The 23413-nt window shown below is 76.4% G+C and carries 17 protein-coding genes; 3 read left to right on the forward strand and 14 right to left on the reverse strand.

Going from position 1 to position 23413, the window contains the following annotated elements; genetic code table 11:
- Window positions 1-77 precede the first annotated feature (77 nt).
- From QA634_RS10365 to QA634_RS10415, 11 genes are all read right to left on the reverse strand, one after another.
- Window positions 78-2516, reverse strand: coding sequence for a PAS domain-containing protein (locus QA634_RS10365; protein WP_012331917.1), 2439 nt, complete (start codon window positions 2514-2516; stop codon window positions 78-80).
- 118 nt (window positions 2517-2634) lie between these two features.
- Window positions 2635-3276, reverse strand: coding sequence for a chemotaxis protein CheX (locus tag QA634_RS10370; RefSeq protein ID WP_012331918.1), 642 nt, complete (start codon window positions 3274-3276; stop codon window positions 2635-2637).
- Window positions 3273-3656: a response regulator transcription factor gene (locus QA634_RS10375; RefSeq protein WP_012331919.1), complete on the reverse strand. Its 384-nt coding sequence runs from the start codon at window positions 3654-3656 to the stop codon at window positions 3273-3275. Before QA634_RS10375 ends, QA634_RS10370 begins: the two co-directional genes overlap by 4 nt.
- A gap of 71 nt (window positions 3657-3727) precedes the next feature.
- Window positions 3728-4009, reverse strand: coding sequence for a hypothetical protein (locus QA634_RS10380; RefSeq protein WP_012331920.1), 282 nt, complete (start codon window positions 4007-4009; stop codon window positions 3728-3730).
- Window positions 4010-4109: 100 nt separating this feature from the next.
- On the reverse strand, window positions 4110-6395 hold the full coding sequence (locus QA634_RS10385; RefSeq protein WP_012331921.1) for a chemotaxis protein CheA: 2286 nt from the start codon (window positions 6393-6395) through the stop codon (window positions 4110-4112).
- Window positions 6392-6781: a response regulator gene (locus QA634_RS10390; RefSeq protein ID WP_012331922.1), complete on the reverse strand. Its 390-nt coding sequence runs from the start codon at window positions 6779-6781 to the stop codon at window positions 6392-6394. Before QA634_RS10390 ends, QA634_RS10385 begins: the two co-directional genes overlap by 4 nt.
- Complete coding sequence (locus tag QA634_RS10395) at window positions 6774-7673, reverse strand: CheR family methyltransferase (RefSeq protein WP_012331923.1); 900 nt, start codon at window positions 7671-7673, stop codon at window positions 6774-6776. Before QA634_RS10395 ends, QA634_RS10390 begins: the two co-directional genes overlap by 8 nt.
- Complete coding sequence (locus QA634_RS10400; protein WP_012331924.1) at window positions 7670-8272, reverse strand: HEAT repeat domain-containing protein; 603 nt, start codon at window positions 8270-8272, stop codon at window positions 7670-7672. Before QA634_RS10400 ends, QA634_RS10395 begins: the two co-directional genes overlap by 4 nt.
- Window positions 8263-9399, reverse strand: coding sequence for a chemotaxis-specific protein-glutamate methyltransferase CheB (gene cheB / locus QA634_RS10405; protein WP_012331925.1), 1137 nt, complete (start codon window positions 9397-9399; stop codon window positions 8263-8265). The genes QA634_RS10400 and cheB overlap by 10 nt, the downstream gene beginning before the upstream one ends.
- Window positions 9396-10685 (reverse strand): chemotaxis protein CheW, encoded by a 1290-nt coding sequence (locus tag QA634_RS10410; RefSeq protein WP_012331926.1) that lies wholly within the window; start codon window positions 10683-10685, stop codon window positions 9396-9398. Before QA634_RS10410 ends, cheB begins: the two co-directional genes overlap by 4 nt.
- Window positions 10678-12597: a methyl-accepting chemotaxis protein gene (locus tag QA634_RS10415; protein WP_012331927.1), complete on the reverse strand. Its 1920-nt coding sequence runs from the start codon at window positions 12595-12597 to the stop codon at window positions 10678-10680. Before QA634_RS10415 ends, QA634_RS10410 begins: the two co-directional genes overlap by 8 nt.
- Window positions 12598-12816: 219 nt before the next feature.
- Here QA634_RS10415 and QA634_RS10420 point away from each other — a divergent pair, with 219 nt between their 5' ends.
- Window positions 12817-13587, forward strand: a complete 771-nt coding sequence (locus QA634_RS10420; RefSeq protein ID WP_012331928.1) for an FkbM family methyltransferase — start codon at window positions 12817-12819, stop codon at window positions 13585-13587.
- A gap of 288 nt (window positions 13588-13875) precedes the next feature.
- Here the strand turns inward: QA634_RS10420 and QA634_RS10425 are convergent, their stop codons facing one another.
- Window positions 13876-16200, reverse strand: a complete 2325-nt coding sequence (locus tag QA634_RS10425; protein WP_012331929.1) for an MHYT domain-containing protein — start codon at window positions 16198-16200, stop codon at window positions 13876-13878.
- A 243-nt stretch (window positions 16201-16443) separates the two neighbouring features.
- A complete protein-coding gene (locus QA634_RS10430; RefSeq protein WP_012331930.1) occupies window positions 16444-18219 on the reverse strand; it encodes a carbamoyltransferase family protein in 1776 nt (591 codons plus the stop codon).
- A gap of 216 nt (window positions 18220-18435) precedes the next feature.
- On the opposite strand from QA634_RS10430, the gene QA634_RS10435 reads away from it, so the two are divergent.
- Together QA634_RS10435 and yddG are read left to right on the forward strand one after the other, a co-directional pair.
- A complete protein-coding gene (locus QA634_RS10435; protein WP_012331931.1) occupies window positions 18436-22068 on the forward strand; it encodes an AsmA family protein in 3633 nt (1210 codons plus the stop codon).
- Between the two features lie 129 nt (window positions 22069-22197).
- Window positions 22198-23082 carry an aromatic amino acid exporter YddG gene (gene yddG / locus QA634_RS10440; protein WP_012331932.1) on the forward strand — a complete coding sequence of 295 codons (885 nt, stop codon included), beginning with the start codon at window positions 22198-22200 and terminating at the stop codon, window positions 23080-23082.
- A 55-nt stretch (window positions 23083-23137) separates the two neighbouring features.
- On the opposite strand, the gene QA634_RS10445 is transcribed toward yddG, so the two are convergent.
- A complete protein-coding gene (locus QA634_RS10445; protein ID WP_012331933.1) occupies window positions 23138-23374 on the reverse strand; it encodes a hypothetical protein in 237 nt (78 codons plus the stop codon).
- Window positions 23375-23413 lie beyond the last annotated feature (39 nt).

The raw sequence follows: 23413 nt of genomic DNA on the forward strand, positions 1-23413 counted from the left end.
GACAGCGTCTGCCAAGCCCGCGCGGCGCCTGAGCGAGGCCGACATCCGCATGGCGGAGCAATCCGTCGGATGTCGGATCAGGTCTCGAAGATCGCCCGGATCCTGGTGGCGAGCGCGTCGACCGCGAAGGGCTTTGTGATCATCTGCATGCCGGGCGCGATCTGGCCGTTGCCGAAGGCGGCGTTCTCGGCGTAGCCGGTCATGAACAGCACCTTCAGCTGCGCGCGCGACAGCCGGGCCTGATCGGCGAGCTGGCGGCCGTTGATGCCGGGCAGGCCCACATCGGTGATCAGCAGGTCGACATGGGCGTCGGATTGCAGGACGCGCAGGCCCGCCGGCCCATCCGGCGCCTCGAGGGCCTGATAGCCGAGTTCCTGCAGCACCTCCGTCACCAGGGCGCGCACCGTGGCATCGTCCTCCACCACCAGCACGGTCTCCCCGCGCTCGGCCCGCGGCGCCTCCCCGCGGTGGTCGCCCGCGGACTCGATCTCGCCGCGGTAGCGCGGCAGGTAGAGCTTCACCGTCGTGCCCTGGCCGGGCTCCGAGTAGATCTTGACGGTGCCCTCGGATTGCTTGGCGAAGCCGTAGATCATCGACAGGCCGAGCCCCGTGCCCTGGCCCAGCGGCTTCGTCGTGAAGAACGGGTCGAAGGCGCGGGCGATCACGTCGGGCGGCATGCCGGTGCCGGTGTCGCTGACCCCGATGCAGACGTATTGCCCGGCCCTGACGCCGATCTCGCGCGCCGCGTAGGCCTCGTCCAGGTGGGCGTTGGCCGTCTCGATGGTCAGGCGCCCGCCGTCCGGCATCGCGTCGCGGGCGTTGATCGCGAGGTTGAGGACCGCGTTCTCCAGCTGGTTCGGGTCGCACAGGGTGAGCCAGAGGCCGCCCGCCACCACGATCTCCAGCCGGACCTGCTCGCCGAGGGTCCGGCGCAGCAGCTCGTCCATCGAATTGACCAGCCGGTTCACGTCGACCGGCCTCGATTCGAGGGGCTGCCGGCGCGAGAAGGCGAGGAGCCGGTGGGTCAGCGCGGCGGCGCGCTGGGCCGAGGTCATGGCGAGGCCCGCGTAGCGGGACAGGTTCTCGGTGCGCCCCTCGGCGATCCGGGTCTGCATCAGGTCGAGGGAGCCCACGATGCCGGTGAGGAGGTTGTTGAAGTCGTGGGCGATGCCGCCCGTGAGCTGGCCCACCGCCTCCATCTTCTGCGACTGGCGCAGCTGCTCCTCGGCCTGCTCGCGCTCGGCGATCGCCTCGCGGACCCTGGCCTCCAGCGTGTCGTTGAGCTCGCGCAGCGCGACCTCGGCCCGCTTGGTCGCGGTCACGTCGTAGATCACGCCGACGTGGCGCAGGTCGGCGGTCTCGTTGTCGCGGATCGCCTCGCCCCGCCGCGCGAGCCAGCGCGTCTCGCCGCTGTCGGCGAGGCGCACCCGCATCTCCGCGTGGGGCAGTTCGCCGACCTCGCAGAGGCCGGGATCGAGGAGCGCCGGATCACCCTCGACCACGAGGGCGTTGACCGCGCTCACGGCGAGCGTCTCGGCCGGCATCAGGCCGAGCAGGCTGCAGAATTGCGGCGAGACCGCCACCGTGGCGAAGCCCGGCACGTACTCGAAGGCGCCGACCCGGCCCGCCGTCTGGGCGATGCGCAGGCGCTCCTCGACGCGCTTCTGGTCCGTCACCTCGACGAGGACGCCCGTGAAGCGAAGCGGCGCCTCGTCCGCCCCGTACAGGCAGCGCCCGCGCGCGTGGACCCAGCGCACCGCCCCGTCCGGGGTGCGCAGGCGGAACTCCTTGTCGAACACCTCGGCGCCGTTGAGCATCCCGCTCACCGCGAGGCGGATGCGGGCGCGGTCGAGGGGGTGGATGCTGGCGAAGAAGGATGCGGTCGGCACCCCCGCCGGGTCGACCGGCAGGGGAAGGCCGGTGAGGAGCGCGAAGCGCTCGTCGACGTGAAGGCGCCGGTTCGGGATGTCCCAGTCCCAGGTGCCGGCGATTCCGGCCGCCGAGAGCGTGAGGGCGAGGTGGCGCTGCACCTCGGCGAGCCGTGCCTCGGCGGCGCCGAGCCGCTCGTGGGCGGATTGCGCCGCGTGGGCCTGGCTGGCGTCGATCTGCGAGGCGAAGAAGTTGATCAGCCGGCCGGCCTCGTCGAAGACCGGGCAGACGAAGAGCTCGTTCCAGAAGCTGGTGCCGTCCCGGCGGTAGTTCAGGATCGCGACCCGCGCCTCGCGGCCCTCCGCGACCGCGGCCCGGATGCGGGCGACGGTCTGCGGGTCGGTGCCCGGACCCTGCAGCAGGCGGCAGTTGCGCCCGACGAGGTCCGCCTCCCCGTAGCCGGTGAGCGCCTGGAAGGCGGGGTTGGCGAAGACGATCGGGTTGTCGGGCAGCCGCGGGTCCGTGAAGATCATCGGCTGGCGCGTCCGCTCCAGCACGGTGAAGAACGGCCCGGCATGGCGGCGCAGGGCCGCCGCCGCCGCGGCGAGGTCGGCCACGCCCTGCGGCTCGCACCGCTCTGCGCTCATGACCTGCCGCGCCCTGGCATGCCGCGCCCTGGCATGCCGCGCCCTGGCATGCCGCGCCTTGGCGCGACCGGCCCTGGCCGCGGCGGAGCGCCCGCCCGCCGCTCGCGCCCGACGCCCATCACTCCCCCGTCTCGCCGATCGCCCGCACGATGAAGTCGTCGATGAGAATCCTCAGGTTCTCCAGCGAGGGCAGGTCCATCAGCATCGCGATATAGCCCCGGATGTCGCGCTCGCGGACCGAGAAGTTGATGTAGAGGAACAGCACCAGCGTGTCCGCGTCGGCCGCGTCGCCGGGGCGGAAGATCTGGCGTCCGTCGCCCCGCATCACCGCCGGCAGCGACATGGTCAGCGTGCGCTGGAGCATGTTCGCCATGGTGGCGAGGCAGCCGTTGAGGATGATGTTGCCGGTCTCGGTCAGCGCCTCGTCCTCCAGGGCCTCGACCTCCTCGGCCGAGAGCTCCTCGCCCGTGACGGCGCGGACGAGCTCGCGGCTGGTCTCCTGGGGAAAGATCAGCAGGGCGCGCCCCGAGAAGGCGCCCGCGAAGCTCTGATGCACCACGACGAGGTCGCTCGCCTCGCGCTCGGCGACGAGGCGGGCGGCGTCGCGGCGCGACACGATCTCGACCGACGGCACCGAGAGCAGCACCTGCACGCCGATCATCTTGCGCAGGCTCGCGGCGGCGCGGCTGACCCCGATATTCACGAGTTCCGTGAAGGCGTCCTGCTGGAGCGGCGTCAGTTCGACCGGCGCGGGGCTCACGGAGCGCCCCTGCGCAGGCGCAGGGAGGCGCCCGAGACGAAGCCGCCGAGGGATTCCTCGGTCAGGGGCTTGGCCAGGAAGGTGGCGTCGACGCTGCGCGCCCGCGCCACGACCTCGTCCTGGATGTTGGCCGAGATCACCGCGATCGGCATCTCGGGCCGGGCCGCGCGCAGGTCGGCGGCGAGGTCGAGCCCGTCCCGGCCCGGCATGTTGAAGTCGAGGAGGGCGACGTCGATCCGCTCCGCCTCCATCCGGGCGACCGCCTCCTCGGCATTGCCCGCCTCGGCGAGCGTCCAGTCCGGCCGGAGCTGGCGCAGGAGCTTGGCCACCACGAGGCGGGCGAGCTTGCTGTCGTCGACGATCAGGGCAGTCACGGACATGGGGTCATCACAGGCGGGAGCGACGTCGGGCAATGCGAGCGGTCAGCGGCGTATATGCGCCCGCGATCCGCTCAGGTGAAGCCGCAATCGAGCCGGGCGGCCTCGTCCGGGCTCGATTGGCCGGGATCGAGGAAGCGGGCGACCAGGGGATCGCCGCAGGGGCCGCGCAGCGGCGGCCGCAGGCGCAGGAGCACCTGGAGCACGGCGGTGTGGAGTCGCGTGCAGGCCGTCCAGTCGACGCGCGCGCCCGGGCGCGCCAGGAGGAGCGCGGCGAGTGTCTCCGCCTCCTCGACCGGGCAGGGGCCTTCGAGGCGGATCAGGGCGGGGTCGTCGGGATCGGGTTGGACGCTCATCGCTCACGCCTCTCCGGGCCGCGACCTGACGGCCGCACTTGGTCGCCGCACTTGGTCGCCGAATTTGGCGGTCGCACCCCGTGTCGCCCGCGCACCGCGCTCACGCCGCGCCCTCCCCGAGCGCCAGGGCGAGCAGGGCCGGGGGATCGAGGACGAGCAGCACCCGGCCGTCGCCGAGGAGCGCCGTGCCGCCGAGGCCCGGCGCCGCGGCGAGGGCCGGGAGGGGCCGCGTCAGCACGTCGAGTCGCTCGCCGAAGCGGTCGACCTCCAGCGCGAGGGCGTCGGCGCCGCTGCCGAGGACGACGAGGCGCGCCTCCCCGGACGCCTCCGCCCCCGGCGCGCCGAGCAGGGAAGCGAGCCGGACCACCGGCACGGTCCGCCCGCGCAGGACGGCGGCGCGGCCGGGACCGACCGCGCGGATCTGCGCGCGCGGCACCCGCGCCGCCTCCGCCACCGCCTCCAGGGGCAGGCCGTAGAGGTCGGGTCCGACGCCGACCAGCACGATCCGCGTCAGGGCGAGGCGCTGCGGCAGGAGCAGGCGGATCGCGGTGCCGCGGCCGACCTCGCTCTCGATCGCGACCCGCCCGCCGAGGCGCTCGGCCGCCGCCCGCACCGCGTCCATGCCGACCCCGCGGCCGGACAGGTCGCTGACCCGCTCGGCGGTCGAGAAGCCGGGGGCGAAGACGAGGTCGATCGCGGCCGCGTCGCTCATCGCCGCCAGGGCCTCGGGGGCGCGCAGGCCCGCGGCGGCGGCCCGGCGGCGCAGCCGCTCCGGATCGATGCCGCGCCCGTCATCCGCGACCGTCACCGCCAGCGTCTCGCCGACGAGCGCCGCCCGCAGGGTGATCCGCCCCGCGGCGGGCTTGCCGGCGGCGAGACGCACCTGCGGCTCCTCCAGCCCGTGATCGACGGCGTTGCGGATCACGTGGAGCAGGGGCTCGAACAGCGCATCCACCAGCGCCCGGTCCGCCGCGACCTCCTCGCCCTCCTGCACCAGCACGACCTCCTTGCCGAGGCTGCGGGCGATCTCGCGCAGGGGCCGGGGGAAGCGCCGGAACAGGGGGCCGAGCGGCACGAGGCGCAGGGCCGCCAAGCCCCGGTGCAATTCCCCGGCGAGGCGACCGAGCTGCGCGTCGGTCTCGCGCAGGGCCCGGGCCAGGGCGGCGGCCTCCGTCCCGGCCTCGGCCCGGGCCGCGAGGTGGCCGAGGCCGGTGCGGGCCGTCACGAGGTCGCCGGCGAGCGCGACGAGCCGGTCGATCCGGGCCGCCTCGACCCGAAGCAGGCGCTCGCCCGGCGCGGCCTGCGCCGCGCCCGGCGCGGCCCTCGGCCCGTCCGGGGTGGTTTCCACCCCGCCCGGGGTGGCTTGCACCCCGCCCGGGGTGGTTTGCACCCCGCCCGGGGTGGTTTGCACCCCGCCCGGGGTGGTTTGCACCCCGCGCGCGAGCAGCGCCGCGAGGCAGGCGGACAGGGCCTGCGTGCCCTGCGCGGCGGCGTCGAGGACCGCCAGGGAGGCCGCTGCCAGCCCCGCCGCCCGCAGGGCGTTGGCGGCGGACCGGGACGCGGCCTCGCGCCGGCCCGCCTCCCCCTCCGCCTCGCCCGGCGCGCCGACGAGGTCGAGCTGCTCGCGCAGGATCGCCGCGGCGAGCGGCGGCAGGGCGGGGGCGGCGGGGGCCGGGAAGGCCGCCACGCGGGTCTGGTCGCGCACGAGGCGGAACGGCGCCTCGACCTCGGCCAGGGGGGCGGCGCTGAGGAGCGCGATGTCGAGGTTGCAGGCGAAGACGTCGACCTCTTCCGGCCAGGGCCCGGCCGGGGCGAGGCGCAGGGCCAGGAGCGCGGGGACGCGCCGCACCAGGCCGATCGGGTCGTCGCCCGCGAAGAAGCAATCCGCCCGCGGGCGGTAGCGCAGGGCGACGAGGCCCGTGCCGGGCGCGACCGGCTGCGCGCCCGCCAGGAGCGCCTCCGCCCAGTCCGGCACCGCCGCGTCCGGCGGGTCGGGCGGGGCCTCGGCCTCGGTCCCGCCGCGCAGGAGCCGCCCGAGCCCGTCCGCCTCCCGGGCGGCGCCGGGCGGCAGCGCGCCGGACGCGGCGATCGCCTCGGTGAAGCGGGAGGCGGCGTCGAGGGCCTGCAGCGCGCGGTCGACCAGCCCGTCCTCCGCGCGCCGCGCGGCTCGCGCCGCCGCGAACCCGTCCTCGGCCGCGTGCAGGAGGGCCAGGAAGGGCGGGAAGTCGAACAGGCCGACCGACCCTTTCAGGGTATGGAAGGCCCGGAAGACCCGGTCGAGGGCCGCCGCGTCGTCCGGCGCCCGCTCGAGGGCGATGAGGTCGTCGGCGGCGCCCTCGATCAGGTCCCGCGCCTCGATCAGGAACTGGGCGAGGAGGTCGCTCACGACGGCTGTCCGGTCAGGGCCGCCGCGTGCGCGCGCAGCACCTCGGCGGCGATCGGCTTGACGAGGTAGAGATTCGCCCCCGCGGCCCGGGCGGCCGCCCGGTCGGCGGCGCCGGCCTCCGTGCTGGTGACGAGGACCGGCAGGCCGCGCAGCGGCGCCTCGCGGGCGCGCAGGGCGCGCAGGAAGGTGAGCCCGTCCATCTTCGGCATGTTCACGTCCACCACCAGGAGGTCGTAGGGCCCCGAGAGCAGCCGCTCCAGGGCCTCGATGCCGTTGATCGCCTCGTCCACGGCGAAGCCGCCGGCCTCCAGCACCTCGCGGTAGTAGCGGCGCACGAGGCTCGCGTCGTCCACCACGAGGATGCGCGCCGGTCCGGTCTCAGCCATCGTCCTGCTCCGGGCGCTGGTAGACGATCGCGTCCGCCAGCCGGCAGACGCGGAACAGCGGCGAGATCCGGCTCATCGACTCGGTGTGGCCGAGGCACACGAAGCCCCCCGGCGCGAGCGCGTCGTAGAGGTGGTCGGCGGCGACCCGGCGGGACGCGTCGTCGAAGTAGATCAGCACGTTGCGGCAGAAGACGACGTCGAAGCGGCCCTCCGCCGCCATGGCGGCCCGGTCCATCAGGTTGCAGGGCGAGAAGCGCACCGAGCGGCGCAGCTCCTCGATGATGCGCCAGCGCGGCGGGGAGCGCGGCCCGGGGCGCGGCCCGGGGCGTGCCGCCGCTTCCGGCGCGAAGTAGCGGCCCACGAGGTCCGGCGTCAGCCGCATCAGCGCCCTCTCCCCGTAGGAGCCCCGCGCGGCGGCGGCGAGCGCCGCGGTGTCGATGTCGGATCCCACGATCTCCACCTCGTAGCGGTCCACCTCCGGCCAATGCTCCAGCAGCCAGATCGCGATCGAGTAGGGCTCCTCGCCGGTGGCGCAGGGCATCGACCAGATCCGCACCGCGTCGCCGGGCCGCTTGCGCGCGGTCACGAGCCCCATCAGCGAGGCCGTCAGGCAGCGCAGCTGGTACTCCTCGCGGAGGAAGTAGGTCTCGTTGACGGTGAGCGCGTTGATGAGGTGCTCGACCTCGCGGTCGAGATCGGCCCGCAGCCGCGCGAAGTACTCCGCGAAGGTGGCGGTCCCGGCCTCCCGCATGCGCTCCGCGACCCGCCGCTCGACCATGCCGCGCTGGCCGGGCGCGAAGCGCAGGCCCGTGCGCCGGTAGACGAACTCGCCGAAGCGCGCGAGATCCGCCTCCGCCAGGGCCGGGATCGCGGAGGGGGCAGGGAGGGTCACGGCGCCTCGGCGAGGCGGGACAGGACGTGGTCGATCGCGCCCGGCAGGAAGGGCTCGGCGGAGAAGCGCGCCCGGGCCGCCCGCAGCGCCGGAACCGCCAGGGCGGTGCCGGTCTCGGCCAGCACCTCCACGGCCGCCCCGCAGACGTTCGGGTGCGTCTCCCCGTCGAGGAGTCCGGCGAGGAGCCGGGTCGCGGTCTCGGGCGGCTGCGCGCGCGCCACCCCGGCCGCGAGCAGCCGCACGTCCGGATCGGGATCGGCGAGGAGGTCCGGCAGGAGCGGCAGCACCGCCGCCGGCATGTCCTGCAGCGCCTCCACGCAGGCATTGCGCAGGGCCGGGTCCTGCGCGCCGAGATGGGCCGCCAGCGCCGCCGCGGCCTGCGGGTCGGCGCAGGCGATCAGCGCGCTGAGCAGGGCCTCCCGCACCCGCGGCACTCCCTCGCGGCCGAGCGCCTCGCCGAGCGCGCCCGCGGCCTCGCGGCGGCCGGACAGCGCCCGGATCGCGGCGAGGCGGCGCTCGGGCTCGGGCGCCGTCAGGTCGTCGGGCGCGGCCGGGCCGGGCGGCGCGCAGCCGGGGGGATCGCGGCGGATCAGCGGCATGGGGGGACGCCCCCTGGAGGAACCACGCTTGCGGGCACGAGGGCTGGGCGCACCAGGGTCAGGAGTTCGGCCGCGATCCCGTCGAGGGGCACGACGCGGCTCGCGCCCCCCGCCCGCACCAGCTCCCCGGGCATGCCCCAGACCACGGCGCTCTCCTCGGCCTCCGCGATGGTGCGCCCGCCCCGCGCCTTGAGCGCCGCCATGGCGCGGGCCCCGTCGCGCCCCATCCCGGTCATCAGGATGCCGATCAGGCTGGCGGGGTCGAGATGGGCGAGGGCGCTCTCGACCAGGCGGTCCACGCTCGGGTGCCAGGGATGGTCGGGATGGGCCGGGGCCGGCGCCACGGCGAGGCCCGCCGGCCGGCGGGTGACGATCACGTCCGCGTCGCCGCGCCCGAGATAGACGTGGCCCGGCGCGAGCGGCGTCGGCCGCGTCACCTCCCGGACGGCGAGCGGGGAGAGGCGGTCGAGGCGCTGGGCGAGCGGACCCGTGAAGGTGCCCGGCATGTGCTGGGCGACGACGATCGGCCAGGGGAAGCCGGCAGGGAGGCCCGACAGCAGCGCGTCGAGGGCCGGCGGGCCGCCCGTCGAGGTGCCGACGAGGACGAGCCCGGCGAGGGGGCCCGGCGCCGGGTCGGGTGCGGGGTCGAGGGGCGGCGCCTCCCGGCGGGCGGGCGCCTCGAGGCCGGCGTGGCGCGCCCGCAGCCGCGCGGCGAGGCGCAGGGCCGGGGAGAGCCGGGCGCGGGACGCCGCCCGCACCTTCTGGACCAGGGTGGGCGCGAGCGCGTCGCTGGTCAGGGAGGCGACGCCCTCGGGCTTGGCGAGGACGTCGACGGCGCCGCGGGCGAGGGCGTCGAGGCTGGTCTCGGCGCCCTCGGCGGTCAGGCCCGACAGCATCACCACCGGGCAGGGCCGCTCCAGCATGATGCGATCGAGGCAGGCGAGTCCGTCGAGCCCCGGCATGGTGACGTCGAGGGTGATCACGTCCGGCCGGAACCGCTTGAGCATCCCCAGCGCCTCGACGCCGTCCCGCGCCGAGGCGACCTCGAAATCGCCCTCGGCCGCGAAGATGCCGCCGATGACCTTCCGCATCAGCGCCGAATCGTCGACCACGAGCAGGCGGATCATGCGGCCGCCCCGGGCGGGAGGCCGGTCGGGAGCCGCCGCTCGCGCGCCACGGCCTCGCGCAGCTGCGCCGGATCGAGGCGCCGCGGGGGCCCCGCCGCCGCGTCGGGCGCCGGGCGCATGTCCCGCCCCAGGCCCGCCACCGCGTCGACCATGAGGCCGAGGCGCTCCCGCCCGTCGAGGACGAGGATGGGCCGGCCGGGGACCGCGGCGCCCGGCGGGTGGCCGAGGAGGCGGCGCAGGTCGATGACGGGAAGCGCCTCGCCGCGCCGGCCGATCAGGCCGAGGCAGGAGGCGGGGGCGTGGGGCAGCCGCGTGATCATGCCGGACCAACGCAGCACCTCGGCGAGCGCACCGGCCGGCAGGCCGTAGCGCGTGCCCGCGAGGTCGAAGGCGAGGACCGGCTCCCGCGCCGCGCCCGGGACCGGCGCCGCCCGATCGGGCGCGGCCTCGGGACGCGGCAGGCGCTCGGGCGCGAGGAGCGGGACGAGGTCGCCGTCATCGAGCCGGGCGACCGCGGCGAGCGCTCCCCCGGCGCGGCGCAGCACCCGCGGCAGCGGATCGATCGCCTCGTCCGGCAGGCGCAGCACCGGGCCGAGCGCCTCGGCCACGAGGCCGAGCGGGGCGCCCCCGATGCGCAGGACGATCACCGGGCTCCCCGGCCGCGGCGGCCCGGCCTCCTCCTCCAGGAGGGCGGCGAGGCCCAGGAGCGGCAGCCACGCCCCGCGCCGCCGCATGCGGCCGAGGGCGCCGGGCGCCGGCCCCGCCGCCGGGAACCACTCCGCCGGCAGGCGCAGGACCTCCTCCACGGCGTCGAGGGGGAGGGCGTAGGGGCGCCCGCCGGCGCGCAGGCGCAGCAGGCCGACGGCCGCGGCGCGCGCCTCGGCCTGCGCCCGGGCGAGGGCGAGCCCGGCCCGGCGCGGCGCCTCCCGGGCCGGCAGGGCGGCGAGGCGCCCGGGCAGGTCGAGCCGCTCGGCGTCCCCGGCCGCGGCCGCGAAGCCGAGGACGCGCTCGACCAGCAGGCCGACCGGGTCTCCGGCCTCCGCCACGATCAGGCGGCCGGGGGCGGCCGCCTCCCGGCCGAGCAGCCGACCGAGGTCGAGCACGGGCAGCGCGAGGCCGCGATGGGCGCAGAGGCCGAGGAGCGGCGCGGGGCTGCCGGGACAGGGGGTGAGCGGCCCCGGTTGGCGGATCTCCCGGACGAGCCCGGCCGGCACGGCGACGAGGCCGGGGCCGTGCCCGACCAGGAGGACGCGGCCGCCGGCCGGGCCGGGGCCCGCCTCAGCCATTCGCCCCCCGCAGCGCCTCGGAGAGGGCCGCGATCTCCTCGACCGCGGCGGCGAGGTCCTCGGCGGCGCGCGCCTGCTGGCGGGCGGCGGTGGCGGCCTCGCTGGCGGCCCGGTCGGCCTGCTCGGCGGCGGCCGCGATCTGCGCGGCGCCCTGCGCGGTCTCGCGGGCCGCGAGGAGGATCTCGTCGGCGCCCTCGGCGATCGCGGCATTCGCGCGCTCCAGCGCGTCCACGTCCTGCGCCACGGCGTCGAGGCTCTCCATGAGGGCGCGGTTGCGCAGCACCTCGGCCTCGGCGGCGGCGCCGACCTGCTCCAGGGCGCGCCGGATGGCGGCGGCGCCGTCCTGGATCGCCCGCACGGTCCCGCGGATGCGCTCCGCGCTCGCCCCGGCCTCGCGGGCGAGCGCCCGGATGTCGCCCGACACCATCGCGAAGCCCTGGCCGCCCTCCCCGGCGCGGGCGGCCTCGATGGCGCCGCTCACCGCCAGCATGCTGATCTGCACCGCCACCAGGGCGAGCGTGTCGACGATCGTCTCGATGCGGCGATTGTGCCCCTCCAGGGCGGCGACGCGCTCCAGGCCGGCCAGGGTCTCGGCGAGGCTCCGCGCCACCGCCGCCGCCAGCCCGTCGAGGATCCCGCGGATCTCCCGGATCGTCCCCGCCAGGGCCGCGACGCGGGCGAGCGCCGCCGCGGCGCTCTCCCGGGTGCGGCCCGCCCCGCGCTCCACCTCCACCATCGCGGCGCTCGATTGCCGGGCCGCCGCGCTCTGGATGGCGGTGCCGCGGCTGATCTGGTCGACGGCCGCGAGGATCTGGGTGGCGGTGCCCGAGAGTTCCTGGATCGTCGCCGCCAGGGTCTCGCTCGCGCCGGCGATCTCGGCGGCCCCCTCCCGCCGGCCCCGGCGGCGCCGGAGCGCGTCGGCGAGGTCCGACAGGGCCTGGGCGGTCGCTTGGCTCTCGTCGAGGGAGGCGGTCTGCTGCCCGACCGCCGCCTGGGCCTGCGCGGCGGCGGCGGATTGCTCCTCGGCGGCGGCGGCGGTCTGCCCGGCGCCGCGCTCGGCCTCCCGCACCATCGTCTCGGCCTCGACCGCGGCGGCGAGGATCGCCTGGGCGCCCTCCGCCACCACCCCGAGCCCGCTCCGCGCCTCGTCGAGGGCGTGCGCGACCCGGGTGCCGGCCGCGGCCTCGTCGGCGGCGCGGCTCGCCGCCGCCCGGACCGTGGCGCCGATCTCCCGCACCTCGGCCCGGATCGCCTCGGCGAGGGGCAGGACGTCCCGCGCATGGCTCTCTGCGGTCTCCGCGAGGGCGCGCACCTCGTCCGCCACCACGGTGAAGCCGCGCCCCTCCGCCCCCGCCCGCACCGCCTCGATCGCCGCGTTGAGGGCGAGGAGGTTGGTCTGCTCGGCGACGTAGCCGACCGCCCCCGTGACCTCGCCGATGGTGGCGGCGCCGCGGTCGAGCGCGTCCACGATCGCGACGATGCCGCTCTGGCGCTCGGCGCTGGCCCGGATCGCCGCGACCGAGCCCGTGACCTGGGTGTTCGCCTCGATCAGCAGCGCCTGGAAGGCGTGGGTGCGCTGGCGGGAGAGGTCGGCCCGGGCGCGGGCCTCGGTGAGCCGCCCGGCCATGGTGGTGACGGCGGCGAGCGATTCCTGGGCCGCGCCCGCGGCCTCGGCGGCGCCGCCCGCGATCTCCTCCATGGCGCGCCGGAGTTCCTCGGCCGCCGCGGAGGCTTCGCCCAGGCCCGCCGCGAGTTCCTGGGTGGCGGCGGCGAGGCGCTCGGTCGCCTTCTGGTGGATCGCGGGGCGCGGCGCCGGGCGGGGTGCGGGGGGCTGCGCGGGCGCGGTCTCGTCCCGGGCCGGGTTCCCGGCGGTCTCCCGGGCCGCGAGTTTCGCCTTCTTGACCAACGCCATCGCGCACCTTCACCGCCCCCGCCCGGGACGCGGCCGGACCTGATCGGACCGGTTTGCCGGAGCTTGGGCGGAGGAGCAAGCCGCCGGGGCGGGGCGGGGGTTATGGCGGGGTATGGCGCAGCCCCGGACCGGGAGAGGCCGGCCGATCCGCGCTGGCGCGGCCCGCGCCGCGCGCGACAGCTGCGCCCGATCACGGTGTTCGTCGGAAAATGCTCTAGGATGGCGCCGACCGGAGGCCCGACCGTGCGACCGAGGGGAACTGCCGCCGCCATCGGGCGCTCGCTGCGCCTCTATCACGGGCCCGGGGCGCCGCGGGACGCCATGGACGCGCTCTACGGGCGCTTCCTGCGGCCGGGCGATCTCGCCTTCGACATCGGCGCCCATGTCGGGGACCGGGTCGCCTCGTTCCGGCGGCTGGGCGCCCGGGTCGTCGCCGTCGAGCCGCAGGCCGGCCCGCTGCGTGCCCTGCGCCTCCTCCACGGCCGCGATCCGGGCGTGACGCTCGTCGCGGCGGCCGTCGCGGAGGCGGAGGGCGAGGTCACCCTCGCCATCAACCGCCGCAACCCGACGGTCTCCTCCGCCTCGGCGGAATTCGTCGCGGCGGCGCGCGGGGCGCCCGGCTGGGAGGGTCAGGTCTGGGACGAGGCGGCGGCCTGCCCGGCCACGACCCTCGACCGGCTGATCGCCCGCCACGGTGCCCCGGCCTTCGTGAAGATCGACGTCGAGGGCGTCGAGGACCGGGTGCTGGCGGGGCTGGGCAGGCCGCTGCCGGCCCTCTCCTTCGAGTTCACCACCATCGCGCGCGGGCCGGCCCGGCGCGCCCTCGACCGCCTCGACGCGCTCGGGCCCTACCGGGTCGACTACTCCCTCGGCGAGGAGCACCGCCTGCGCCTCGGCCGCTTCGTCCCGGTCGCGGCGATGCGCGGGATCCTGGAGGACCTGCCGCACGAGGCCAATTCGGGGGACGTCTACGCGGTCCTCGCGGCCTGACGGGCGCGGGCGGTCCGCGAGGGCGGGGGCGCGGCCTTCGCCCGATCGGGCGGGCGCCGCCGATGACGCCCCCGCCCGGGTTGCGATGCTGAGCCGAGCGCCGGATCATGCCAACGGCTCAGGATGCCGGCGCATCGAGCCGTTGCTCCATCTCGAATTTTCGATTTCAAGCCAGAGGCTTGGCGAACCAGAGGCTTGGCGAGCCAGAGGCTTGGCGAGCCAGAGGCTTGGCGAAAATTCGAGAGCCGCACCACCGGTACCACCGGTCATGAGAAATGACCGGTGGTATCAGCCCGCCCGCAGGGCCGAGATCCGCTCGTCCCGGCTCGCCGCGAGCGCCGCCTCGATCGTGCGGGCGAGGGTCGCCTGGTCGAACGGTTTGGCGAGCCGGGTCACCGCCGGGGCCGCCCCGCTCGGGATCTCGGCGAAGCCGGAGGCCAGGATCGCTCCGATTTCCGGCCGCGCCGCCCGCACCTGTTCCAGGAGCTGGAGCCCGGTCATCGCCGGCATGATCTGGTCGGTCAGGACGAGGTCCAGGGGCATCGCGGAGGCGAGCAGGCCGAGCGCCTCCGCGCCCGAGCGCGCCTCGATCACGCGGTGGCCGAGATCCTCCAGCATCGCCGCCGTGTTCTCCAGCACCAGGAGATCGTCGTCCACGACCAGCACGGTGAGCGCGCGCTCGGCGGCGCGGGGCAGGCTCCGCGCCGGGGCCGGCCTCTCGCTGCGCTGCGGCCTCGGCGCCGCCGGCAGCCAGATCTCCGCCAGCGTGCCCTCCCCGGGACGGCTGCGCAGCACCAGCCGCCCGCCCGATTGCTCGGCGAGCCCGTGCACCATCGACAGGCCGAGCCCGGTGCCCTTGCCGACCCCCTTGGTCGTGAAGAAGGGCTCCCGCGCCCGGGCGAGGGTGGCCTCGTCCATTCCTTGCCCGGTGTCGCGCACCGACAGGCAGACGTAGCGGCCGGGCGGCAAGCCCTCCGGGGCGGCTTCGCCGCCAGGGGCCTCGTCCGCCGCGCGCTCGCGCGCCGCGATGGTGAGCTGCCCGCCCTCCGGCATGGCGTCGCGGGCATTCACCGCGAGGTTGAGAAGCGCCAGTTCGAGCTGGTGGGCATCGGCCGTCGCCGCGGACAGGTCGGGGGGAAAGCGGGTCTCGATCCGCACCGCCGGGCCGAGGGAGCGCTCCAGCAGGTCCGACATGCCCTGGACGAGGTCGGGCAGGATCACGGTCTCGGGCCTCAGGTCCTGGCGCCGGGCGAAGGCGAGCATGCGCTGGGTCAGCGCCGCGCCGCGCTGCGCCCCCTGGACGGCGTTGTCGAGGAGGCGGGTGAGCTTCGGGTCGTCGGGGAGGCGCTTGCGCAGGAGTTCCAGGCTGCCGAGCACCGCCATCAGCAGGTTGTTGAAATCGTGCGCGACGCCGCCCGTGAGCTGGCCCAGCGCCTCCATCTTCTGCGCCTGGAACAGGGCGACGCGGGCCTGTTCGAGCGCCTCCAGCGCCTGGCGCCGCTCGGTGATGTCGCGGGTGACCTTGGCGTAGCCGATGAGGCGGCCCTCGGGGTCGCGCACCGGGTCGATGACCACGCTCGCGAAGAAGCGGCTGCCGTCCTTGCGCAGGCGCCAGCCCTCGGTCTCGAACTTGCCCGCGCCCGCGGCGATCCGCAGGGCCTGTCCGGGCAGGTCGCGGGCCCGGTCCTCCTGCGTGGAGAAGCGCGAGACGTGGGTGCCGATCACCTCGTGGTCGCGGTAGCCCATGATGCGCTCGGCGCCGGCGTTCCAGTTCGCGACCCGCCCCTCCCCGTCGAGCATGAAGATGGCGTAGTCCGTCACGCTGCGCAGGAGCAGGCGGAAACGCTCCTCGCTCTCCCGCAGGGCGATCGCCTCGCGGGAGGCCCGGTCGGCGAGGTGGCGGTCGAACGTCGCCGCGATCAGGGCGAGCATCAGGATCAGGAAGGTGGTGCCGGTGACCCACAGGGCGAGGTGGGTCTGGCGCAGGCTCGCGGCCCCGTGCCCGGGATCGATCGGGGCGCTGGCCGAGAATTCCGCGCCCTGCATCGCCGCGTAGTGCATGCCCGCGACGGCGAGCCCCATCAGGGTCGCGGCCGCGATGCGCTCGGCGAAGCCGACCGTGCGGGCGGAGAGCCGGAGGGCGGCGGTCGCGGCGCCCACCGCGATCAGGAGCGAGACGGCGACCCAGGCGGGGGCGTGCTGCAGGTCCGCCCGCATCCGCATCGCGCGCATCCCCGTATAGTGCATGGCCGCCACCCCGAGGCCCATGACGAGCCCGCTCGCCGCCAGCGCCGGCAGGCTCCGCGGCCAGCGATGGGCCACCAGGAAGCCGAGGGCGGTGACGCCGATCGGCAGCGCGAGGGAGATCAGCGTGAGGGTGAGGTCGTAGCTCACCTCCAGCCCGGGCAGGGTGAAGGCCAGCATGCCGACGAAGTGCATCGACCAGACGCCGCCGCCCATGGCGAGCGCCGCGGTGGCGAGCCATGCCAGGGCCGCCCAGCCGCTCGCCGCCCGCATCCGCGCGGCGAGGTCGAGCGCGGTGTAGGAGGCGATCATCGCGATCACGACCGAGAGCGCAACGAGCGTGGTGTCGTGGGTACCCGGATGCGGCATGAAGCCCGTGTCGGACGATCGGCGATCGCGCGTCGTTAACGATCCGTGTGGGTTGTATCAATCGCTCTCAGGTGAGGGCGGCGCACGCCGCCGGCCCGCGCCGCGCGCCGGCTGGAAACGGCCCGTGCGATCCGGTGTGCGCGGCGCGGTGTCCCGGCGTTCCATTCCGCATCGACTGCTCGGGTCGGCACCGCCGATGGCTGCCTTGTGGCAGCCTTGCCAAGGTGCGATGCCGACCGGGCCTCAGGCGCCGGTCTCGCCGCCCGGCAGCGCCGCCGGGTCCTTCACCAGCAGCCAATCCTCGACCACCAGCGCGTCCAGCCCGGTGGTGTAGAACATCAGGATCGCGTCCTCCGCCGTGTGGAGGATCGGCTTGCCCATCACGTTGAAGCTGGTGTTGAGCAGGATCGGCACGCCGGTGCGGGCCGCGAAGGCCTCGATCAGGGCCGCGTAGGCCGGGTTGCGCGCCCGCGTGACGCTCTGGAGCCGGCCGGTGCCGTCCTCGTGCACCACCGCCGGCACCCGCCCCCGCACCGCCTCGCGCCAGACCAGGGTCCGCTCCATGTAGGGACTGTCCTGGTAATCCTCGAACCAGGCGGGCCCGGCCTCGGCCAGGATGGAGGGCGCGAAGGGCCGAAAGGCCTCGCGGTACTTCACCTTGGCATTGAGAATAGCCTTCGCGTCGGCCGGGCGCGGATCCGCCAGGATCGAGCGGTTGCCGAGCGCGCGCGGCCCGAACTCCGCCCGGCCCTGCACCCAGCCGACGAGGCCCCCCGCCGCCAGGATCGCGGCCGCGGCCTCCGTCACGCCGGCCCGCCCGAGCTGCCGCAGGCGCGGCTCGGAGCCGGCCATGCGGGCGAGGGGCTCCGTCGAGACGGTCGAGCCGAGATAGGGGGTCAGCGCCGCGCCGTCCCCGGGGCCGGTCCAGTCGGGGTGGTCCTCCGCGAAGGCGAGCCACGCGGCCCCTACCGCGTTGCCGTCGTCGGCCGGCGCCGAGGGCACGTGCAGGGCGCGGTAGCCGCTGCGGGCGAGCGCCCGTCCGTTGTAGGACGAGTTGAGCGCGCAGCCCCCGGTCAGCACGAGGTTCTCGCCCGGCGCCAGGGCCTCGGCCTGGCCGAGCAGCGCGTCCATCATCTCCCCGAAGGCGTCCTGGCCGCAGCGGGCGAGGTCGGCCCAGCCGGTCTCGATCGCGTCGGCGGGGCGCATGGCCAGGATCTCCGCCACCGTCGCCCGCACCGTCTCGGCCGGGGCGAAGCGCAGCCGGCCGTCCTCGACCCGGTAGAGGCGGCGCAGCAGCCCCATCAGCGCGGGATCGGCCCGGCCGTAGGGGGCGAGCCCCATGATCTTCCATTCCTCGCCCTTCGCCTGGTCGAAGCCCGCGAGGTCGGTGACGAGGCCGAAGAAGAAGCCGACCGAGTCCCGGCCCCGGTGGCGCTTCACCTCGGCGAGGCGGCCTGCCGCCATCCGGTAGATGGCCGAGGCGCCGGTCTCGCCCATGCCGTCGACGACGAGGCAGGTCGCGTCCCGGAACGGGCTGCCCCAGAGCCCGTAGGCCGCGTGGGTCAGGTGGTGCGGGTAGCGCCGCAGGCCCGCGAGGCGGCTCGCCCCGCCATGCGCCCGGTCGAGCCCGAGCAGCGTGCCGTAGCCCGCCCGCGCCTGCGCGAGGCCGAGCTGCGCGATGAAGGTGCGCTCGGCCCGCTCGGGCACCAGCGAGCGGTTGAGCTCGGGCGAATGGGCGGCGAGCACGTCGAGCCCGAAGGCGCCCGCGGCCGCCGACTGGGCCAGGAAGGCCGAGAAATCCGGCCCCCAGCTCGTCGCCACCACCAGCTCCGCCCCGGCCGGCAGGTACCGGGCGAGCAGCTCGGCCATGCGCGGCGCTGAATCCGGCTCGCAATTGGGCGCGCGCTTGTACTGCAGGTAGCGCTCCGTCGCCTCGGCGAACAGGATTCGTCCGTCCGGCCCGACCAGGGCGAGGGCCGGGTCGTGGAAGGTGGTCGCGAGGCCGAGATAGAAGCGCATCGGTGCGGGCCAGGTCTCCGGGGGCGTGAGGCGCGCTTAACAGGCCGCTGCGGCGCTGTCAGGCCGTGGCATTCCGGCATCGCCCCCGCGAAGACGCGGGGCGCCGCCCGTGGCAGGCTGCGGATTGGGCGCTGCCGCCGATGCCGATATGCTAGCGGTGTCAGGATTCTACGGCCGCGGCCGGGTCCCGGCGGAAGGGGAGGGGAAGGCTTCTTCGTGCGCGACATCCTGACCGCCCTGGCGGGTCTCGTCATCGTCGTCCTGGTCGCCGCGCTGGCGGTGCCGCCCTTCGTGAACTGGGAGGGGCATCGGGCCGCGGTGGACGCGGCGGTCAGCCGCTCCCTCGGGCTGCCCGTGCGCAGCGACGGCCGCCTGGAGATCCGCCTCCTGCCCTCGCCCCGCCTGAGGATGGACCACGTCGTCCTCGGCAGCCCCGGCCGGACCTCCCTCGACGCCCGCTACGTCAAGGCCGAGGTGGCGCTGACGCCGCTCCTGTCCGGCGAGATCCGCTTCACCGAGACCAAGATCGGCCGCGCCGAGGTGACGGTGCCGGTGAGCGAGGCCGGCGCCCTCGTCCTGTCCCCGGATCTGGGCGCCGTCCTGGGCGGGCGCGACCTCGCCGTCGAGGACCTGCGCATCGCCCAGCTCCTCCTCACCACGGTGGTGCCGGCGACCGGGCGCACCGACCAGTTCTACGCCGAGGCGGTGCGCCTCTCCGCGCCGCGCCTCGCCGGTCCCTGGCGGGCCGAGGGGATGGCGGGCGCCCTGCCGTTCCGCCTCGCCACCGGCATGCCGCTCCCGGACGGGGCCCTGCCGGTCAAGGCGACGGCCGGGGGCGAGACCCTGCCGCGGATCGAGATCGACGCCCGGCTCGCCCTTGTGGGCGATGCCGTGCGGGGCCTCGCGCCCGAGGCGAGCGGCACCGCGCGGCTGACGGTGGCGTCGCCCCCGCCCGCCGCGGGCCCGCCCGGGGCGGGCGGGGCCGGCAGGCACGCCCCCGTCCTGCCCTTCACCCTCCAGGGCGGTTTCAAGGCGAAGGGCCGGGTCGCCACGTTCGACGCCCTGACCCTGGAGATCGACGGAGGCGGCGCGCCCCTGCGCCTCGGCGGCCGCGGCACGCTCGAATTGCCGAGCCTGAAGGCGGCCCTCGCCCTCGACGCGCGGCGCCTCGACCTCGACGCCTTCCTGGCCTCGCCCAACGGGCAGGCCCTCCTCGCCCGCGGCTTCACCGCCTTCGGCCCGCCGCTGCCCGGCACGGTCGCCCTCGACCTCGCCGTCGAGAGCGCGGCGATCGCGCAGGGCGAATGGTCCGAGATCGCGGCGGCGGCGATCCTGCGCCCCTCGGGCGCCCTGGCGCTGCGCCGCGTCGAGGCGACGGCGCCCGGCGGCGCCCGGCTCTCCCTCGACGGCGACCTCTCGGGACCGGGCAGCTTCGCGGGCCGCGTCTCGGTCAGGGCGCCGGCCTCCGAGCGGTTCGCGCGCCTCCTCCACCGCTTCGGGTTCGGCAGCCCGCTCCTGCGCCTCCTCGACGGGCGTCCCTTCGAGGCCGCCGCCGACGTAACGGCGGCCCTGCCGGTCCTCTCCCTGCGCAACGCGCGGGTGGCGCTCGGGGAGGCGCGGCTGACCGGCAGCGCCCGCTATAGCCCGGCCGCCGAGGAGGGCGGGCGCCCGCGCCTGGACGCCCAGATCGTCGCGGACGGCCTCGACCTCGCGGAACTGCCGCCGCTGCGCGGCCTGTTCGAGACCCTGCACGACCACGATCTCGGCCTGACGCTCCAGGCCCGCGACCTGCGCTACGGCCCGGGCGGGCCTCGCACGGGCGCCATCGCGGCGAGCCTGCAATCCGAAGGGACTGCTCTGCGGGTCGGCAGCCTGGAGGTGCGCGGCCTCGCGGGGGCGGAGGCGAGCCTCGCGGGCCGGATCGCCGCCGACGGATCCGGGCGCATCGCCGGGCGCATCACCGCGCCGGTGGCCGCGCCGCTAATCGACCTCCTGGAGCGCAACCTCGTCGCCGAGGCGGAGGCGGTCCCGGACTTCCTGCGCGCCGCGCCGCTCGCCCTCGACGTCACGCTGGAGCGCGACCCGGGCGGCGGGAGCGGGCGCCTGCGCAGCCACGCCCGCGGCGAGGCGGGCGGCGGGCGCCTCGGCCTCTCGATCGTGACGAGCGCCGGGCGCCTGGAGAGCGTCGAGGCGCGCCTCGACCGGGTCCGCTCGGGCGCATGGCTCGGCCGCCCGAACGACCCCGCCCTCGCCATGCCGGCCGCCCTGCGGGTCAGCGGGCGGCGCGGCGATCCGGCCTCGCCCCTCGCCGTGACCGTCGCGGGCGATCTCGCGGGCGTGCGGATCGCCACGAGCCGCCCCCTCGCCCTCGACGGGATCGCGCTCCCGCGGGACGGCGAACTGACCCTCGACAGCCCGGACCTGCGCCCGCTGGCGGGCTTCCTCGGGCCCGGCGCCGCCCCGCCGGGCCCGGTCCCGGCCCGGCTCACCATCGGGCTCGGCCGCGAGGGCGAGGTGCCGCGCCTGTCCCTGGCGGGGAGCGTGCTCGGCAGCGCGGTCTCGGCGACGGTGCTGCGGCCGGAGGAGGGCGGGCTCTCGGGGAGCGCGCGGCTGGACCAGCTCTCGCTGCCCTGGCTCGCCTCCGCGCTCGTGCTCGACGCGCGCGGCGGCCCGGCCGATCCCTGGCCGGAGACCCGCTTCGGCCCGGCGCCCGCCCCGGCCTTCCGGGGCCGCCTCGCCGTGACCGCGCAGCGCCTCGCGCTCGGGCGCGGGCTCACCGCCGAGGGCGCCCGCTTCGACCTCGGCCTCGGGCCGGACGGCCTGTCGCTCGGCCAGTTCGAGGGCGCCGTCGCGGGCGGGCGGCTCTCCGGGCGCGTCACCCTGGCCCGCCAGGGCGGGCAGGCGACGGTCTCGGGCGAGGGCTTGTTCGAGGACCTGGCGATCCCGGTCCTGACGGGTGGGGAGGCCGTGCGCGGCCGGCTGTCGGGCCGGCTGCGCGTCGGGGCCGCGGGCGACTCGCCGGCCGCCCTGGTGGGCAATCTCGCGGGAAGCGGCGAGGTCGGCTTCTCCGACCTGACGATCCGCGAGATCGACCCGTCCGGGGTCGAGCGGGCGCTGGTGCGGCTGCTCGCGGAGGAGGATCCGCTGCGCGCGGGTCGGGTCGAGCAGGTGGTGTCGGAGGAGTTCGGGCGCGGGATGCTGAGGCTGACCGGCTCGGTCTCGGTGCCCGCGGCGCTCGTCGGCGGCGTCCTGCGCACCGGCACCTTCACGGTCGATCCCGGCCCCTTCACCTGGGCCGGCATGGTGCAGCTGGACCTGCGGACGCTGCGGCTCGACGCCCGCGGCACCTTCACGGCCGAGCGCACGCCGCGGGCCTGGACGGCGCCGCCGCCGAGCCTCGCCCTCTCGCTCTCGGGCCCGCTGGCGCGCCCCGCCCGCGACGCGGACGTGACGACCCTGACGACGGCGCTCGCCGCCGTGGTGCTGCAGCGCGAACTCGACAAGATCGACACGGTCGAGGCCGACCGCAGCGAGCAGGCCCGCCGCCGCAGCCGCCTGGAGATGGACCGCGCCCGCGCCGCCGCCGAGGTGGAGTGGGCGCGCCGGCAGGCCGAGGAGGCGAAGGCCGCCGCCGCGCGGGCCGCCGAGGAGGCGCGGCGTCGGGCGGAGGAGGAGGCCCGGCGCCAAGCCGAGGAGGCCCGGCGCCAAGCCGAGGAGTTGCGGCGCCAAGCCGAGGAGTCGCGGCGGCGGGTGGAGGAGGAGTCGCGGCGCCAGGCCGAGGAGGCGCGCCGGCGGGCCGAGGAGGCCGCCCGGGCCCGCGAGGCGATGCCGGCCGAGACCAGCCAGTAGCGTCCCTCGCGGGGGCGCGGCGACCGAGCGGGTTGCGCGGCCGCTCGGCCGTCCCGCTCGCGAACCCGCCGGAGACCTCACCGGCGAAACCGGGTGCGCCCGAGCCCTGCCCCGTGATAGGCGCGGGCCATGACCGTCCGCACCGCCACCCTCACCGGCTCTGGGGCGATCCTGCTCTGGTCGCTCCTCGCCCTGTTCACGGCGGCCTCGGGCCGCGTGCCGCCCTTCCAGCTCGCCGCGATGACCTTCCTGCTCGGCGGGCTGATCGGCTGCGCCAGCTGGATCCTGCGGCCCTCCGGCATCGCCGCCCTGCGCCAGCCGCCCGCCATCTGGGCGCTGGGGCTCGCGGGGCTGTTCGGCTACCACGCCCTCTACTTCGCGGCCCTGCGCCTCGCGCCCCCGGCCGAGGCGGGGCTGATCAGCTATCTCTGGCCGCTCCTGATCGTGCTGTTCTCGGCCCTGCTGCCCGGAGAGGGCGGCCTGCGGCCGGCGCACCTGATCGGGGCGCTGCTCGGGCTCGCCGGCGTCGTCGCGCTGTTCCTCGGGCGCGGCAGCCTGAGCTTCGAGGCGGCGGCGCTGCCGGGCTACCTCGCGGCCCTGGCCTGCGCCTTCCTGTGGTCGGGCTACTCGGTGCTGTCGCGGCGGGTCGGCGCGGTGCCGACCGACGCGGTGGCGGGCTTCTGCCTCGCCACCGCATTCCTGAGCCTCCTCTGCCACCTCGCCTTCGAGACCACGGTCTGGCCCGCGACGCCGGGCCAGTGGGGGGCGGTCGCGGCGCTCGGCCTCGGGCCGGTCGGGGCGGCCTTCTATCTCTGGGACATCGGCGTGAAGCGCGGCGACATCCGGCTCCTCGGCGTCGGCTCCTACGCCGCCCCGGTCCTCTCGACGCTGATCCTGGTCGCGGCCGGCTACGCGCCCGCCACGCTGTCGCTGGCGCTCGCCTGCGCGCTGATCGTGGCGGGGGCGCTCGTCGCCACGCGGGCGGACCGAGCGGAGCGGGCGCGGGCGGCGTAGCCGGCGGCCGCGCGCCTCGCGCGCTTCCTCGGGAGGCCGCGCAGGTGCCGGCGGCTCAGCCCGAGCGGACGAACGTCCACTCGCCCAGTGCGCCGGGAAGACCGGCTCCCGACGTGCTCACGCCGTTCGCGGGCGTCTGGGCATGGCCGGATGTGAGGTCATCGAGCGCCCGTTGCGGCGTGAGGTAAGCGCCCAGATTCTCGCCGTCGCAGATGGCGAGCCAGCGCCCGTCCCGGGATAGCCGGATCGCGAAGGTTCCCCACCGTGTCCGCCGCACCCAGTAACCTCTCATTGCCAAGCCTCCAATTGCCAAGCTTCCAATTGTCGAGCC

The organism is Methylobacterium sp. CB376 (assembly GCF_029714205.1).
Lineage (GTDB): Bacteria > Pseudomonadota > Alphaproteobacteria > Rhizobiales > Beijerinckiaceae > Methylobacterium.